Below are 15,177 nucleotides of genomic sequence, written 5' to 3'. Positions count from 1 at the left end.
AGCGGGCGGCGCGGGCGGGCTGGGCGGACTTCGAGGACCGGGACTTGTCGGCGGGCATGGAGGCTCCGATGGCCGCACCCCTGTGCACGAATGGGGCGTCGGCTGCGGGGGAACTCCCGTCCTGTGGCTAAGCTCCGGGGCTGGGAAAATAATTCGCCGCCCGTGCGCGCGTGTCTCACCCCGCTCCGCCGGCTTGCCGCCGGAGCGGGGTGAGACACGCGCGCACGGGCGGCGAATTATTTTCCCAGCCCCGGAGCTTAGCCACAGGACGGGAGTTCCCCCGCAGCCGACGCCCCATTCGTGCACAGGGGTGCGGCCATCGGAGCCTCCATGCCCGCCGACAAGTCCCGGTCCTCGAAGTCCGCCCAGCCCGCCCGCGCCGCCCGCTCGCGCATCCGGGAGGGCCGGCCCTACCCTTGCGGCGCGACCTGGGACGGTCTCGGCGTCAACTTCGCGCTCTTCTCCGCCCACGCCACCAAGGTCGAGCTCTGCCTGTTCGACGATGCCGGCGAGCGGGAGATCGAGCGCATCGAGTTGCCGGAGTACACGGACGAGGTCTGGCACGGCTACCTGCCCGACGCTCGCCCCGGCACCATCTACGGCTACCGCGTGCACGGCCCCTACGAGCCGAAGGCGGGCCACCGCTTCAACCCGAACAAGCTTCTCATCGATCCCTACGCCAAGGGGCTCGTCGGCTCGATCACCTGGAACCCGGCGCTGTTCGGCTACCAGATGGAGAGCGGCGACGACCTGACCTTCGACGAGCGCGACAGCGCCCCCTACACCCGCCGCTCTCGCGTCATCGACCCGGCCTTCACCTGGGGGCGCGACCGCAAGCCCAACATCCCCTGGGAGAAGACGGTCGTCTACGAGACGCACGTGAAGGGCTTCACCAAGCTCCATCCCCAGGTGCCGGAGAAGCTGCGCGGCACCTATGCCGGCCTCGGGACGCCGGCCGTGCTCGACTACATCCGCAGCCTCGGGGTCACCGCGGTCGAGCTGCTGCCGGTCCACGCCTTCGTGCAGGACGACTACCTCCAGCAGAAGGACCTCGTGAACTACTGGGGCTACAACACGATCTCGTTCTTCACCCCCGCCCGGCGCTACGCGGCGGTGCCGGACTTCGCCTTCTCCGAGTTCAAGGAGATGGTCGCGCGCATGCACGGCGCCGGCCTCGAGGTGATCCTCGACGTCGTCTACAACCACACGGCGGAGGGCAACGAGAAGGGGCCGACCCTCTCCTACAAGGGCGTCGACAACGCCTCCTACTACCGGCTGCTGCCGGGGCAGGAGCGCTACTACATCAACGACACCGGCACCGGGAACACCTTCAACCTCTCGCATCCCCGCGTGCTGCAGCTCGTGACCGATTCCCTGCGCTACTGGGTGCAGGAGATGCATGTCGACGGATTCCGCTTCGACCTCGCGACGATCCTCGGGCGCGAGCCGCACGGCTTCGACGAGGGCGGCGGCTTCCTCGACACCTGCCGGCAGGATCCGATCCTGAACTCCGTCAAGCTCATCGCCGAGCCCTGGGACTGCGGCCCCGGCGGCTATCAGGTCGGCGGCTTCCCGCCGGGCTGGGCGGAGTGGAACGACCGCTTCCGCGACGACGTGCGCGGCTACTGGAAGGGCGATGGCGGGCTGCTCCCTTCGCTCGCCTCCCGCATCACCGGCTCGGCCGACAAGTTCGACAAGCGCGGCCGCAAGCCCTGGGCGTCGGTGAACTTCCTCACCGCCCATGACGGCTTCACGCTCAACGACACCGTCTCCTACAACGACAAGCACAACGAGGCGAACGGCGAGGGCAACCGCGACGGGCACTCGCACAACCTCTCCTTCAACTACGGCGTCGAGGGGCCGAGCGACGACGCTGAGATCCGCGCCGTCCGCTTCCGCCAGATGCGCAACATGCTGGCGACGCTATTCCTGTCCCGCGGCACGCCGATGCTGCTCGCCGGCGACGAGTTCGCCCGCACGCAGCAGGGCAACAACAACGCCTACTGCCAGGACAACGAGGTGAGCTGGATCGACTGGGAGGGGATCGGCGACGAGGAGCGCGATCTCGCGGAGTTCACCCAACGCCTGATCCTGCTGCGCTCGGCCCTGCCGATCCTGACCCGCGGCCGCTTCCTGACGGGCGCCTACGACGAGGAGTTCGGCGTCCGCGACGTGACCTGGCTGCGGCCGGACGGCGGCGAGATGACCCCGGAGAACTGGTCGGACGGCCGCGCGCTCTCGCTCGCGGTTCTCGTCGACGGCCGCGCGCAGGCGACCGGCATCCACCGGCGCGGCGGCGATGCGACGGTCCTCGTCCTCTACAACGCCTACCACGATCTCGTGTCGTTCACCCTGCCCGAGACGGTCGGCGGCAGCGAGTGGACGCGGCTCCTCGACACCAACCTGCCCGACAGCCAGGAGGCCGAGAGCTTCGCGGCGGGCGGCCAGTATGACGTCACCGGCCGCTCCATGCTGATGTTCGTTCTCAAGCCCGACGCCGACGGGGGCCGCAACGGCGAGGGCACGCAGGAGATGGTGCGCTCCTACCGGCATGTGATGCAGGCCTTCGAGCGGGCCAACATCGAGCGGGTGCGCTTCGCCACGTCGCAGGAAGAACGGGACTGATCCGCCGGGCCGGCCCGTTGGCAGCGTTCTTCGGGCTCTGCTAGGGTCGGCCTCTCCACGCCACGATCAATGGTGGTCCGCCGACCGCATGTCCGAGTCGCCAGAGAAACCGAGCACGGGCTACACGGCTCGGGTGAGCACCGGCACCGCGGATGTCGGCGATCCGGCGAACGACCTGTTCTTCGCGGCCGTGGAGACGACGCGGATGCCGATGATCGTCACCGATCCCCGGCAACCGGACAATCCGATCATCTTCGCCAACCGCGCCTTCATGGCGATGACGGGCTACGCCACCGAGGAGCTTCTCGGGCGCAATTGCCGCTTCCTCCAGGGGCCGCGGACCGACAGGGGCACGATCGAGGAGATCCGCTCCGCCGTCGCGGCGAGACGCAACTTTTCCGGAGAGGTCCTGAACTACCGCAAGGACGGGTCGAGCTTCTGGAACGCGCTGTACATCTCGCCCATCCACAACGCGGCAGGCGAACTCGTCTACTTCTTCGGCTCGCAGCTCGACGTGTCGCGCCGCCGGGAGGCGGAGGAGGGGCTGAGCCAGGCCCAGAAGATGGAGGCTCTGGGCCAGCTCACCGGCGGGATCGCCCACGACTTCAACAACCTGCTCCAGGTCATCGTCGGCTATGTCGAGATCCTTGCGTCGGGCCTCCAGAAGCCGGAGCCGGACCGCGCCCGCCTCGGCCGCGCCACGGACAACATCCGCATCGCCGCCGAGCGCGCCACGACGCTGACGCAGCAGCTTCTCTCCTTCGCCCGCAAGCAGAGGCTCGAGGGGCGGCCGGTCAACCTCAACACGCTGATCTCCGGCATGGACGGCCTGCTGCGCAGGTCCCTCGGCGAGGCGGTGTTCGTCGAGCAGGCGCCCGCGACCGATCTCTGGACCTGTCAGATCGATCCGACCCAGGCCGAGGTCGCTATCCTCAACGTCGTCATCAACGCCCGCGACGCCATGCCGGACGGCGGCACGATCACGGTGCGGACCGAGAACCGCGAGATGGCGGGCGACGACATCACCGGCCGGGGGCCGCTCAATCCCGGACCCTACGTGGTGCTCTCGGTGACCGATACCGGCACCGGCATGTCCCCGGACGTGCTCGCCCGCGTCCTCGACCCGTTCTTCACGACGAAGGAGGAGGGGAAGGGGACCGGCCTCGGCCTCTCGATGGTCTACGGTTTCGCCAAGCAGTCGGGCGGCGCCGTCGACATCGTCTCGAAGGTCGGCGAGGGCACCACGGTGCGACTGTTCTTTCCGGCCATCGCCGGATCGGTCGACCCAGTCGAGACGGGACCTCTCCCGGAGCGGGCGGAGGGCGGCGACGAGACAGTTCTGGTCGTCGACGACCGCCAGGACGTGGCGGAACTGGCGCGATCCATCCTGCGCGACCACGGCTACCGGACCCTGACGGCCGGCAACGCCCGCGAGGCCCTCGATATCCTGGACGGCAGTGAGCCCGTGGACCTGCTGTTCAGCGACCTGATCATGCCCGGCGGCATGAACGGCCTGATGCTGGCCCGCGAGGCGCGCAAGCGCCAGCCCGGCCTCCGGATCCTCCTCACCACGGGCTATGCCGGCGACAGCCTCGAGCGAACCGACATGGGCGCTCCGGAGTTCGAGATCCTGAAGAAGCCCTATCGCCGCGCCGATCTCAGCCGGCGGGTCCGCGATATCCTCGACGCGCCCGCTCCCTGAGGCCGCGCCGGCCGGGACTTCCGGCAGGAGGTGGCCATGGCAAGAGGCGATAAGTCGAAATACACCGACAAGCAGGTCCGCAAGGCCGAGCATATTGCGGAGTCCTACGTCGAGCGCGGCGTGCCCGAGAAGGAGGCGGAGTCCCGCGCCTGGGCGACGGTCAACAAGGACGACGGCGGCGGCAAGCATCCCGGCGGCTCCGGTCGCGGCAGGAGCACCGGCCATCCGGCCGCGCACAAGGGCGGCGCATCGGGCGGCAAGGCGTCCGCCTCGCGCACGGCGGAGGAACGCTCGGCCTCCGCGAGGAAGGCCGCCGCGACGCGCAAGCGCAACGCCGAGAAGGCCGCTTCCTGAGGAGCGAGCGGCGTCAGCGGACGTTGATACGGTCGTTGGCGAGCCGTTCGGCCCGGGTGCGCTCCTCGGCTCCGAGGCCGTTCAGCGTCTGATCGAGCCAGGCGTCCGAGAGACCCTGCGCGGAGGCCGCGAGGTTCCAGGCGGCGGCCTCGACGAGGTTCTTCGGCAGACCGCGCCCGGTCGCGAACAGGCGCGCGACCCTGTTCTGCGCGATGGCGTTGCCGCGGGAGGCCGCGTGCAGGAAGTAGCGGGCGGCGCGGACCTCGTCCTTCGGCACACCGGTGCCGTTGAAGAGCAGGATCGCGAACTCGACCTCGCCGGCGAGGTCGCCGTTGTCGGCGGCCCGGCGGAACCACTGCGCGGCGAGCTTCGGGTCCTTCGGAACGCCGAGGCCCTTGAGATAGAGCACGCCGAGACCGTGCTGGGCCGAGCCGATCTCGCCCTCGGCCGCCGTGCGGTAGAGCGTGGCGGCGCGGGCGATGTCGGCCTCGTTTCCGGTGGCGAGCAGCAGGATGGCGAGGTTGTAGGCCGCCGTCGGCTGGCCCTTGGCGGCCGCCTTCTCCAGCCAGGCGCGGCCGGCCTTCTCGTCGCGGGGCATGCCGCGGCCGTCCATCGCCATCAGGCCGAGGGAGGCCATCGCGTTCGGCTCCCCCTCGGCGGCGGCGAGGCGATACCACTCCGCGGCGCGCAACGCGTCCTGCTTGGTGCCGAGGCCCTGGTTGTAGAGCTCGCCCAGCAGCACCATCGCGGCCACGTCCTTGCGGTCGGCCTCGATGCGCTTCGTCGCCTCCCGGAAGGCGGTGACGTACTGGCCGCGCTGGTAGGCGCCGTAGGCGAAGTCCGGCGGCAGGGCCGAGCGGGGGGGCACGGCGCCGCCGACGTAGTTCGCGGTGTAGGGCGAGGGTAGCTCGCGGGTCGGCACGCTCTGATGCGTCGTCACCGGCTTCGCCTCGGGCGCCGCTGGGCTCGGCGCGCCGTAAGCGGCCTGCGACGCGATGACGAGGGATGCGGCGAGCGCCGCCGGGCGGGCCTTCACGGCCGGCCCAGCCCCTTGCCGGCGCGCAGGACGGCTTCCGGATCGTCGAGCCAGAGGCCGCTCTCCAGGCCGACGAACTCCGCGCCCGTCGCGCCGAGCGCGGCGATGTCCTCCTCGCGCGTCGCGACGGCGATGCAGGGCGTCTCGAAGATCTCCGCCCACCAGGCGGCGCGCTCGGCCACCGTTTCCGGATCGGGCGCGGCGCCATCCGCATAGAGGCCGCCGAACATGACGTAATCGACGCCCGCCTCGCCGGCGGTCATGGCGGCGTCGCGGGTCTCGATGCCGCCGACGCCGAGGATGCGGCCGTCCTTGAGGGCCGCGCGCGCCTCCGTCAGCGCGGATGCCGGGGCGCGGTCGAGATGCACCCCGTCGGCGCCACCGCGCACCGCCACCCGGCCGAGGTCGCCCTTGAAGCCCGCGCAGGCGACGACCAGCGCCGCGCCGTGATCCTGCACGACGGGCGCGGCCTGCTTCACGAGGTCGATGAGCGGCCGCTCGTCGGCCAGCGGCAGGCGCAGCAGCACGGCGGCGACGCCGCCGCCGCCCGCGCAGGCCTTGGCGAGGGCCCCGACGACCGCATCGGCGCCATCCATCGTGAGGCCGTGCGGCGTGAGCAGCGTGAGCCGTGCCGATGCGCCGTTCACCGGCGGCGTTCCCGCGCTCAGCGCGCGGCCTCGATCTTCGGGTCGAGCGAGCCGTCGGCGTAGCGCTTGGCCATGGCCGCGACGGAGATCGGGCGGATCTTCGAGCCCTGGCCGGCGGTGCCGAACTCCTCGAAGCGCTGCTTGCAGAGCTTCGTCATCGCATCCATCGCCGGCTTCAGGTACTTGCGCGGGTCGAACTCGGCCTTGTTCTCCGTGAGGATCTTCCGGATCTGGCCGGTCATCGCCATGCGGTTGTCGGTGTCGATGTTGATCTTGCGCACGCCGTGCTTGATGCCGCGCTGAATCTCCTCGACCGGCACGCCCCAGGTCGGCTTCATCTCGCCGCCGTACTGGTTGATGATGTCCTGGAGGTCCTGCGGCACCGAGGAGGAGCCGTGCATGACGAGGTGCGTGTTCGGCAGGCGCCGGTGGATCTCCTCGATCACGTTCATGGCGAGCACGTCGCCGTCGGGCTTCCGCGTGAACTTGTAGGCGCCGTGGCTGGTGCCCATGGCGACGGCGAGCGCGTCGACCTTTGTCTCGGCGACGAACTTCGCGGCTTCCGCCGGATCGGTGAGGAGCTGGTCGTGGGAGAGCACGCCCTCGGCGCCGTGGCCGTCCTCGGCCTCGCCCTGGCCGCTCTCGAGGGAGCCGAGCACGCCGAGCTCGCCCTCGACGGAGACGCCGGCCCAGTGGGCCATCTTCGTGACGTTGCGGGTGATCTCGACGTTGTAGGCGTAGTCGGCCGGCGTCTTGCCGTCGGCCTTGAGCGAGCCGTCCATCATCACCGAGGTGAAGCCGTACTGGATCGCGGTGGCGCAGGTGGCTTCGTTGTTGCCGTGGTCGAGATGCATGCAGACGGGGATGTGCGGGTAGATCTCGACGAGGCCGTCGATGAGCTTCGCCAGCACGATGTCGTTGGCGTAGGCGCGCGCGCCCCGGCTCGCCTGGAGGATCACCGGCGAGTCCGTGGCGTCGGCGGCGGCCATGATGGCCAGCCCCTGCTCCATGTTGTTCAGGTTGAACGCCGGCACGCCGTAGCCCTGCTCGGCGGCATGGTCGAGAAGCTGCCTCAGGGTGATGCGCGCCATGGTCCGTGTCCTCGCCTCGAATGGTCCTTGACGGACCGAGATGGATCAATCGCGCGCCGGGGCGCGCGGCGTGTGGTCAGGCCGTCGCCCGCAGGGCCTCGACGCCGGGCAGCTCCTTGCCCTCCAGCCATTCGAGGAAGGCGCCGCCGGCGGTCGAGATATAACTGAACGCCTCGCCGACGCCTGCGTGGTTCAGGGCCGCGACGGTGTCGCCGCCGCCCGCCACCGAGACGAGCCGGCCCGCCTTGGTGCGCTCGGCCGCGTGCCGGGCCGCCGCGACCGTCGCCGCGTCGAAGGGCGTCAGCTCGAAGGCGCCGAGGGGGCCGTTCCAGACCAGCGTCGCGGCGCCGTCGATGGCCGCGTCGATCTCGCGGACAGAGGCCGGGCCGGCGTCGAGGATCATGCCGTCCTCGGGCACCGCGTCGGCGGAGACGGTCTCGTGGGGGGCGTTCGCCTTGAACTCGGAGGCGACCACGGCGTCGACCGGCAGGATGATCCGGCAGCCGGCCTTGTCGGCCGCCGCGAGGATGCGGGTCGCCGTCTCGGCGAGATCCTTCTCGCAGAGCGACTTACCGACCGCCTTGCCTTGCGCGTGCAGGAAGGTGTTGGCCATGCCGCCGCCGATCACCAGCATGTCGACCTTGCCGACGAGGTTCTCGAGGAGGTCGATCTTCGAGGAGACCTTGGCGCCGCCGACGAGGGCGATGACCGGGCGCGCAGGCGCCTCGAGCCCCTTGGTCAGAGCCTCCAGCTCCGCCTGCATGGTCCGGCCGGCGTAGGCCGGCAGCACCCGCGCCAGCCCCTCGGTCGAGGCGTGCGCCCGGTGCGCGGCGGAGAAGGCGTCGTTGACGAAGACGTCGCCGTTGGCGGCGAGCTCGCGGACGAAGGCCGGGTCGTTCTTCTCCTCTCCCGCGTGGAAGCGGGTGTTCTCAAGGAGAAGCACGTCGCCGTCCTTCAGGGCGGCCACCGCCTCGGCGGCCGGGGCGCCGATGCAGTCCTCAGCGAAGGCGACCGGACGGCCGAGGCTCTCCGAGATGGCGCCGACCACGGGGCGCAGGGAATCCTTGGGCTCGCGCTTGCCCTTCGGGCGGCCGAAATGGGCGAGCAGGATCACCCGGCCGCCGGCCTCGGCGATCTCACGGATCGTCGGCACCACCCGGTCGATGCGGGTGGTGTCGGTGACCCGGCCTCCGTCCATCGGCACGTTCACGTCCACCCGCAGCAGCACGCGCTTGCCCTGGAGAGAGCCGGCGTCGTCGAGGGTGCGGAAGGCGGTCATGCGAGTCCCGGATGGAGGGTGGCGGTGAGGATGGGGCGCGTCAGCGCTGGGGGAAGAGCCCCTGGAGGTTGAGCCGCTGCACGGCGATCGTCAGCACGACGGTCAGCACGGCGGTGATGATCGCGGTGAGGATCAGGGCGCCGGCGCCGGGGATGCGGCGGGTGCGCTCGCTGATGGCGCGGACCTCGGTGCGCAGCGCCGCCACGTCGGACTGGCGGGCGGCGTCGTTCATGCGGGCCGTGGCCCCCTCGACCTTGTCCTCGACGCGGGACAGGAGCGCCTCGGAGCGGGCGTACTTGTCCTCGATGCGCGAGCACTTGTCCTCGATGCGCGCGAGCTGGTCGGCGAGATGCGCGGCCGGCGCGGGGCGGGAGGTCTCGGGAGCGGGGGGTGCCTCGGTGACGGCCGGGGCGGGCGCCGGCGGGGTCTCGGTGGTGGTCGCGGGGATGAACCCGCCCGTCGCAGCAGTCTCGGCCATGATCCGCACCTGTCCCTATGGTCGTTGGTGGTCGCCCCTCGGGATGCGGGCGCCCCGGCGGGGGCGCCCGTGTGGCTCAGATCAGCTTCGCCATCGCCACGGCGGTGTCCGCCATGCGGTTCGAGAAGCCCCACTCGTTGTCGTACCAGGACAGGATGCGCACGAAGGTGCCGTCCATGACCTTGGTCTGGTCGAGGTGGAACGTGGACGAGTGCGGATCGTGGTTGAAGTCGATCGACACGTTCGGCCGGTCGGTGAAGCCGAGCACGCCCTTGAGCGGGCCGGTGGCGGCGGCCTTGATCGCCTCGTTGATCTCCTGCACCGAGGTCTCGCGCTTGGCGGTGAACACGAGGTCCACGGCCGAGACGTTCGGGGTCGGCACGCGGATCGAGGTGCCGTCGAGCTTGCCCTTCAGCTCAGGCAGCACCAAGCCGACCGCCTTGGCGGCGCCCGTCGTTGTCGGGATCATCGAGAGCGCCGCGGCGCGGGCCCGGTAGAGATCCTTGTGCATCTGGTCGAGCGACGGCTGATCGTTCGTGTAGGAGTGGATGGTGGTCATGAAGCCGCGCTCGATGCCCACGGCCTCGTTCAGCACCTTGGCGATGGGCGCCAGGCAGTTGGTGGTGCAGGAGGCGTTCGAGACCACGAGGTGGTCTGCCGTCAGCTTGTCGTGGTTGACGCCGTAGACCACCGTCAGGTCGGCGCCGTCGGCGGGCGCCGAGACGAGGACGCGCTTGGCGCCGGCGTCGAGATGGGCCTTGGCCTTGTCCTTCGCGGTGAAGATGCCGGTGCACTCCAGCGCGATGTCGACGCCGAGGTCGCGGTGGGGCAGCTCGGCGGGGTTGCGCACGGCGGTGACGCGGATGCGCTTGCCGTCGATGATCAGGTTCTCACCGTCGACGCCGACCTCGCCGGGGTAGCGGCCATGCACGGAGTCGTAGCGCAGCAGGTGCGCGTTGGTCTCGACCGGGCCGAGATCGTTGATGGCGACCACCTCGATGTCCGAGCGGCCGGCCTCGTGGATGGCGCGCAGGACGTTCCGGCCGATGCGCCCGAACCCGTTGATGGCAACCTTGACCGTCACGACCCTGCTCCTTCCAACTGCCGCGCCGGGCCTGTCCGAGATGCCGCGGCGGACGAACTCTCGCCCGAGGCGCGGCCCGGTTCTCTGACCCTGACGCTTGAACCTGCGATGAACCGTACCGGCCCGGTCGCGCGGCCGCCGTCCGTCCGCTCGGCGGATGACGGGGGAGGCATGTCGGGCATCACGGGATCCGTATCCGCACCGTCGCGCCGACCCCGGCGGCGGGCATGCGCCTGTCTCGGCGCGGGCTCTCTAACATGGTGCCAGGGGCTGTCAAAGCTTGCGGCATGACAATCCCTCGGCCATGAACTGGCCCTTCCCTCGGCCATGAACTGGCCCTTCCCTCGGCCATGAACTGGCCCTTCCCTCGGCCATGAACTGGCCCTTCATATGGGTGTGCAGCCCCGCTTTTTTCAGGGGCCTGCGCGCCGCCGCGTTCGACGCCGCCCCGGCGTCATGGAGCCGCCGTCCCGAGCATGTTGATCTTCGCCGCCACCGCCACGGACGAGGCCCTCGCCCGGCTCGACTCGGCGCTGACGCTCCTCGAGGCGGCGGTGGCGCGCCGCCTCGATGCCGGAGAGCGCGGCGACCGCGACGCCGAGCTGGCGCTGATGAACGAGGACCGGGCGCGCCTGGCTGCGGAGCTCGACGCGGCGAGCGCCCGGCTCGCCCATGTCGAGGCCGCGGCGGGGGAGGTCGGCCTCCGGCTCGACCGGGCGATCGGCGCCGTCGAGCGGGTTCTGTCCCACGACCGGACGAGCTGAGCGCATGCCGCAGATCAACGTCTCGATCGACGGGAAGTCCTATCGCATGGCTTGCGGGGAGGGGGAGGAGCCGCATCTCACGGCGCTCGCCTCCGGGCTCGACGCGCGCATCGGCGAGATGCGCAAGGCCTTCGGCGAGATCGGCGACATGCGCCTCCAGGTCATGGCCGCGATCACCTTCGTCGACGAGCTGTCCGAGACCAAGCGCCGGCTCTCGGAGATCGAGGCGGAGATCGCCGCGCTGCGCGCCGTCGTGGACGGGGCCCAGACCGAGGCGGCCGGGCGCGAGACGCGGCTCGCTGCCGGCGTATCCTCCGCCGCCGACCGCGTGGAGCGGCTGGCCCAGGCGCTGATGCGGGCGGGGACCTGAGCGGCCGGTCGATTTGCCGGCGCGATTGCGGTCCCGACCCCTGGCGCGGCGGCCGGAGGCTCGCTACATCGGCGATGCGGGGCTGCCGGGTTCGTCAGGAGAACTTATCCCCGGGGGCTTATCGACTCCCTCGGGAGCTGTCCCTGGCCTCGTCCCTGGACTTGGCCAACACGGCGCCCACCTACGCTGTAGGTTTCCCGGGATCGACACTCCAACGGCTCACGTGGCTCCGCACTCCTCTCTTCCCTCCACGCCGGTCTCGGACCTGAAGGCCGAGCTTCGGCGCGGTGCCCTGGCGCGCCGGGACGTGCTCGGCGCGGACGAGCGCTCCGCCGCCGCGGCCCGGATCGCCGAGACGGTCCTCGCGATACCGGGGCTCGCCGAGGCGCCGATCGTCGGCGCCTTCTGGCCGATCCGCAGCGAGGTCGACCCGCGGCCGATCATCGAGGGCCTGTTCGCCCGCGGGCAGCGGGTGGCTCTGCCGAAGGTCACCTCCGACGGTCTGGTCTTCCGCGAGTGGCGGGCCGGCGAGGCGCTGGTGGCGGGCACGTTCGGCCTCAGCGAGCCGCGGGACGACCTGCCGCCTCTCGACCCCACGGCGCTGATCGTGCCGCTCGCCGCCTTCGACCGGCGGGGCCAGCGCATCGGCTACGGACGGGGCTACTACGATCAGGCCATCGAGCGCCTGTCCCGCAACGGCCCTGTGCTGACCATCGGCATCGCCTTCGCCGTGCAGGAGATCGAGCACGTGCCCGCCGAGCCCCACGACCGCCCCCTCGACCACATGGTCACCGAGGCCGGCATCGTGCCGCTGGCGCGGGGCTAGAGCCGTGCGCATCCTCTTCCTCGGCGACGTGGTCGGCCGGCCCGGCCGCAACGTCGTCGCCGACCGTCTGCCGGGCCTGCGCGAGCGCTGGCGGCTCGATTGCGTCGTCGTCAACGGCGAGAACGCGGCCGGCGGCTTCGGGATCACCGAGGCGATCTGCGACGAGATCCTCCAGGCCGGCGCCGACGCCGTGACCCTCGGCAACCACTCCTTCGACCAGCGCGAGGCGCTCGTCTTCATCGCCCGCCAGCCCCGTCTGCTGCGGCCGGCGAACTACCCGCCCGGCACGCCGGGACGCGGCGCCACCGTGGTCGAGACGCCGCGCGGCGCCCGCGTGCTCGTGGTCAACGCCATGGGCCGCATCTTCCTCGACGCCCTGGACGACCCCTTCGCGGCGGCCGAGCGGGAACTCACCGCCTGTCCCCTCGGTGAGGTGGCGGACGCGGTGATCGTGGACTTCCACGCCGAGGCGACGAGCGAGAAGCAGGCCTTCGCCCACTTCGTCGACGGCCGCGCGAGCCTCGTCGTCGGCACGCACACCCACGCGCCGACCGCCGACCACCGCATCCTGCCCGGCGGCACCGCCTACCTGTCGGATGCCGGCATGTGCGGCGACTACGATTCCGTGCTCGGCATGCAGAAAGACGAGCCCCTGCGCCGCTTCCTCCAGAAGACGCCGGGCGCCCGCCTCGAGGCCGCGACGGGGGAGGGGACGCTCTGCGGCGTCGCGGTGGAGACCGACGATGCGACGGGGCTCGCCCGCATCGTCGCGCCCGTCCGCCTCGGGCCGCATCTCGAAGAGACCTGGCCGCGTGCCTGGGACTGAGCCGGGACCTTGCCGAAAGCCCGACTTGATCGTGTAACGGCCAGCCTCCACAGTGCCGCCGAGCTTGATGCCGCGCCGAATGGCCGGGGCTCCGGAATTCGGAAAGAGTAGCGCGCGATGGCGGCCCGTCCTGCGTCCCAGATCGTGACGAAGCCTGGCATCACCCTCGTGCGGATGCTGCTCTTCCTCGCCCTCGTCGGCTTCCTCGTCCTGATCCTGTACAAGCAGATCACGCCGGCCTTCCTCGCCAATCCCGGCCTCAACGGCCTCATCCTCGGCGTGCTGCTGATCGCGGTGCTGCTCGCCTTTGGGCAGGTGGTGCGGCTCTTCCGCGAGGCCGCCTACGTCAACGCCGCGGCGGCCGGCGAGCCCGCGCCGAAGGCGCCGGTTCTGCTCGCGCCCCTAGCCCCGGCGATCGAGGCCCGGCGAGAGGGCGCGACGCTCCAGAGCGCCCGCGAGTCCCTGGAGACGGTGGATTCCCGCCTCGACGAGGGGCGCGACGCGCTGCGCTACATCTCCGGCATCCTCATCCTGCTCGGCCTGCTCGGCACCTTCTGGGGCCTCATCGACACGCTCTCGGCGGTCGGTTCGGTCATCAAGTCGATGCGCGGCGGCGGAGGCGACGCGGCCGTGATGTTCGACGAGTTGAAGAACGGCCTCGCGGTGCCGCTCGCCGGCATCGGCCTCGCCTTCTCGGCCTCGCTGTTCGGCCTCGCCAGCTCCCTCGTCGTCGGCTTCCTCGATCTCCAGGCGGGGCAGGCGCATGGCCGCTTCCGCAACGAGCTGGAGGACTGGCTGCTCTCGGGCGAGGAGCAGGGCGCCGTCGCGACGGCCACCGGGGCGCCGGCCGTCTCGGAGCTGAAAGAGGCGGTGGAGCGGCTGACGGCGGTCGTCGCGGAGGGTGCCAACGGCCGCGCCGCGACCCAGGCGATGACGAACCTCGCCGAGGGCATCCAGGGCCTCGTGCAGCACATGCGCACCGAGCAGCAGATGATCCGCGACTGGGTCGAGGCGCAGGCGAGCCGGGAGCGCGACCTCAAGCAGGTCCTGGAGCGCCTCGGCCGCGAGCGGACCTGAGCCATGGCGTCCCGCGCGGCGCGGCGCGAGCGCCACCTCAACGTCTGGCCGGGCTACGTCGACGCGCTGGCCACGTTGCTTCTCTCCGTCGTCTTCCTGCTGACGATCTTCGTCGTGGGCCAGTTCTTCCTCTCGCAGGAGATCACCGGCCGCGACAGCGTGCTGGAGCGCCTGAACCGCCAGCTCGCCGACCTCACGGACCTGCTCGCCCTGGAACGCTCGAACCGGCGCGGCCAGGAGGAGGCCTCGCAGTCGCTGCGCACGACGCTGCTCGGCGTCGAGGCGGAGCGGGACCGGCTGAAGGCTCAGGCCGAGGCCGGCTCCGCCTCACAGGGGCAGGCGGGGGAACTCGATAAACAGTTGCAGGCGGAGCGCGGCGCCACGGCGCGGGCGCTCTCCCAGGTCGACATCCTCAACCAGCAGATCAGCGCCATGCGCCGCCAGCTCGCGGCCCTGGAGGACGCGCTCGCGGCCTCCGAGAGCCGGGACCGGGAGAGCCAGGCCCGCATCGCCGATCTCGGCAGCCGCCTCAACGTGGCCCTGGCGCAGCGGGTGCAGGAGCTCGCCCGCTACCGCTCCGACTTCTTCGGGCGCCTGCGGCAGATCCTCGGCAACCGACCCGACATCCGCATCGTCGGCGACCGTTTCGTGCTGCAGTCCGAGGTGCTGTTTCCCGCCGGCTCCGCGACGCTCAAGCCCGAGGCCGGGCCGGAGCTCGACCGGATCGCGACGGCGATCGTGGATCTCGCCCGCCAGATCCCGAGCGACATCCCCTGGGTATTGCGGGTTGACGGCCACACGGATGCGCGCCCGATCGCCAGCGCGCAGTTCCCCTCGAACTGGTCGCTCTCGGCCGCCCGCGCCATCAGCGTGGTCCAGTATCTCGCGGGCAAGGGCATCCCGCCGCAGCGCCTGCTGGCCGGCGCCTTCGGCGAGTTCCAGCCCCTCGATTCCGGCACGAGCGAGGAAGCCTACGCCCGCAACCGTCGCATCGAGCTGAAGCTCACCGAACGCTGAA

General features: G+C 71.0%; 15 protein-coding genes and 1 other RNA gene. 10 read left to right on the top strand and 6 right to left on the bottom strand.

Features of this window, described 5'->3' with window-relative positions:
* Positions 1–330: 330 nt before the first annotated feature.
* The 3 genes from glgX (at position 331) to MFF04_RS21155 (ending at position 4,681) form a co-directional block, all read left to right on the top strand.
* Positions 331–2,625, top strand: coding sequence for a glycogen debranching protein GlgX (gene glgX, locus MFF04_RS21165; RefSeq protein ID WP_238278887.1), 2,295 nt, complete (start codon positions 331–333; stop codon positions 2,623–2,625).
* An 88-nt stretch (positions 2,626–2,713) separates the two neighbouring features.
* Positions 2,714–4,327 (top strand): histidine kinase famiy protein, encoded by a 1,614-nt coding sequence (locus MFF04_RS21160; protein WP_238278885.1) that lies wholly within the window; start codon positions 2,714–2,716, stop codon positions 4,325–4,327.
* Between the two features lie 36 nt (positions 4,328–4,363).
* A complete protein-coding gene (locus tag MFF04_RS21155) occupies positions 4,364–4,681 on the top strand; it encodes a plasmid stabilization protein (RefSeq protein ID WP_238278883.1) in 318 nt (105 codons plus the stop codon).
* Positions 4,682–4,694: 13 nt separating this feature from the next.
* Here the strand turns inward: MFF04_RS21155 and MFF04_RS21150 are convergent, their stop codons facing one another.
* The 6 genes from MFF04_RS21150 to gap all read right to left on the bottom strand — a co-directional run bounded on the left by MFF04_RS21150 (position 4,695) and on the right by gap (position 10,296).
* The gene (locus MFF04_RS21150; protein ID WP_306308070.1) at positions 4,695–5,717 is read right to left on the bottom strand and encodes a tetratricopeptide repeat protein; all 1,023 of its coding nucleotides are present in this window, start codon (positions 5,715–5,717) and stop codon (positions 4,695–4,697) included.
* Complete coding sequence (locus MFF04_RS21145; RefSeq protein ID WP_238278892.1) at positions 5,714–6,313, bottom strand: thiamine phosphate synthase; 600 nt, start codon at positions 6,311–6,313, stop codon at positions 5,714–5,716. Before MFF04_RS21145 ends, MFF04_RS21150 begins: the two co-directional genes overlap by 4 nt.
* Before the next feature lie 68 nt (positions 6,314–6,381).
* Positions 6,382–7,455 carry a class II fructose-bisphosphate aldolase gene (gene fba, locus MFF04_RS21140; protein ID WP_238278881.1) on the bottom strand — a complete coding sequence of 358 codons (1,074 nt, stop codon included), beginning with the start codon at positions 7,453–7,455 and terminating at the stop codon, positions 6,382–6,384.
* 76 nt (positions 7,456–7,531) lie between these two features.
* On the bottom strand, positions 7,532–8,734 hold the full coding sequence (locus MFF04_RS21135) for a phosphoglycerate kinase (RefSeq protein WP_238278879.1): 1,203 nt from the start codon (positions 8,732–8,734) through the stop codon (positions 7,532–7,534).
* Between the two features lie 40 nt (positions 8,735–8,774).
* Entirely contained in the window at positions 8,775–9,212 is a 438-nt protein-coding gene (locus MFF04_RS21130; protein ID WP_238278877.1) for a hypothetical protein, read from the bottom strand.
* A 76-nt stretch (positions 9,213–9,288) separates the two neighbouring features.
* On the bottom strand, positions 9,289–10,296 hold the full coding sequence (gene gap, locus MFF04_RS21125) for a type I glyceraldehyde-3-phosphate dehydrogenase (protein WP_238278875.1): 1,008 nt from the start codon (positions 10,294–10,296) through the stop codon (positions 9,289–9,291).
* A 476-nt stretch (positions 10,297–10,772) separates the two neighbouring features.
* On the opposite strand from gap, the gene MFF04_RS21120 reads away from it, so the two are divergent.
* The 7 genes from MFF04_RS21120 to MFF04_RS21090 all read left to right on the top strand — a co-directional run bounded on the left by MFF04_RS21120 (position 10,773) and on the right by MFF04_RS21090 (position 15,176).
* Positions 10,773–11,060, top strand: coding sequence for a DUF4164 family protein (locus tag MFF04_RS21120; RefSeq protein WP_238278873.1), 288 nt, complete (start codon positions 10,773–10,775; stop codon positions 11,058–11,060).
* A gap of 4 nt (positions 11,061–11,064) precedes the next feature.
* Positions 11,065–11,430 carry a cell division protein ZapA gene (locus tag MFF04_RS21115; protein WP_238278871.1) on the top strand — a complete coding sequence of 122 codons (366 nt, stop codon included), beginning with the start codon at positions 11,065–11,067 and terminating at the stop codon, positions 11,428–11,430.
* Positions 11,431–11,506: 76 nt separating this feature from the next.
* Positions 11,507–11,664: non-coding RNA, 6S RNA (gene ssrS / locus MFF04_RS21110), on the top strand.
* Positions 11,654–12,256 (top strand): 5-formyltetrahydrofolate cyclo-ligase, encoded by a 603-nt coding sequence (locus MFF04_RS21105; RefSeq protein WP_238278868.1) that lies wholly within the window; start codon positions 11,654–11,656, stop codon positions 12,254–12,256. Before ssrS ends, MFF04_RS21105 begins: the two co-directional genes overlap by 11 nt.
* A 4-nt stretch (positions 12,257–12,260) precedes the next feature.
* Complete coding sequence (locus tag MFF04_RS21100; RefSeq protein ID WP_238278866.1) at positions 12,261–13,082, top strand: TIGR00282 family metallophosphoesterase; 822 nt, start codon at positions 12,261–12,263, stop codon at positions 13,080–13,082.
* A 117-nt stretch (positions 13,083–13,199) separates the two neighbouring features.
* Entirely contained in the window at positions 13,200–14,159 is a 960-nt protein-coding gene (locus MFF04_RS21095; protein WP_238278864.1) for a MotA/TolQ/ExbB proton channel family protein, read from the top strand.
* 3 nt (positions 14,160–14,162) lie between these two features.
* On the top strand, positions 14,163–15,176 hold the full coding sequence (locus MFF04_RS21090) for a peptidoglycan -binding protein (protein WP_238278862.1): 1,014 nt from the start codon (positions 14,163–14,165) through the stop codon (positions 15,174–15,176).
* Position 15,177 lies beyond the last annotated feature (1 nt).

Origin of the sequence: Methylobacterium jeotgali (assembly GCF_022179345.1) — a bacterium.
In the GTDB taxonomy this organism is placed as follows: Bacteria; Pseudomonadota; Alphaproteobacteria; order Rhizobiales; family Beijerinckiaceae; genus Methylobacterium; species Methylobacterium jeotgali.
The sequence above is the reverse complement of the archived record's forward strand: the minus strand, read 5'-3'. Positions and strand labels throughout refer to the sequence as shown.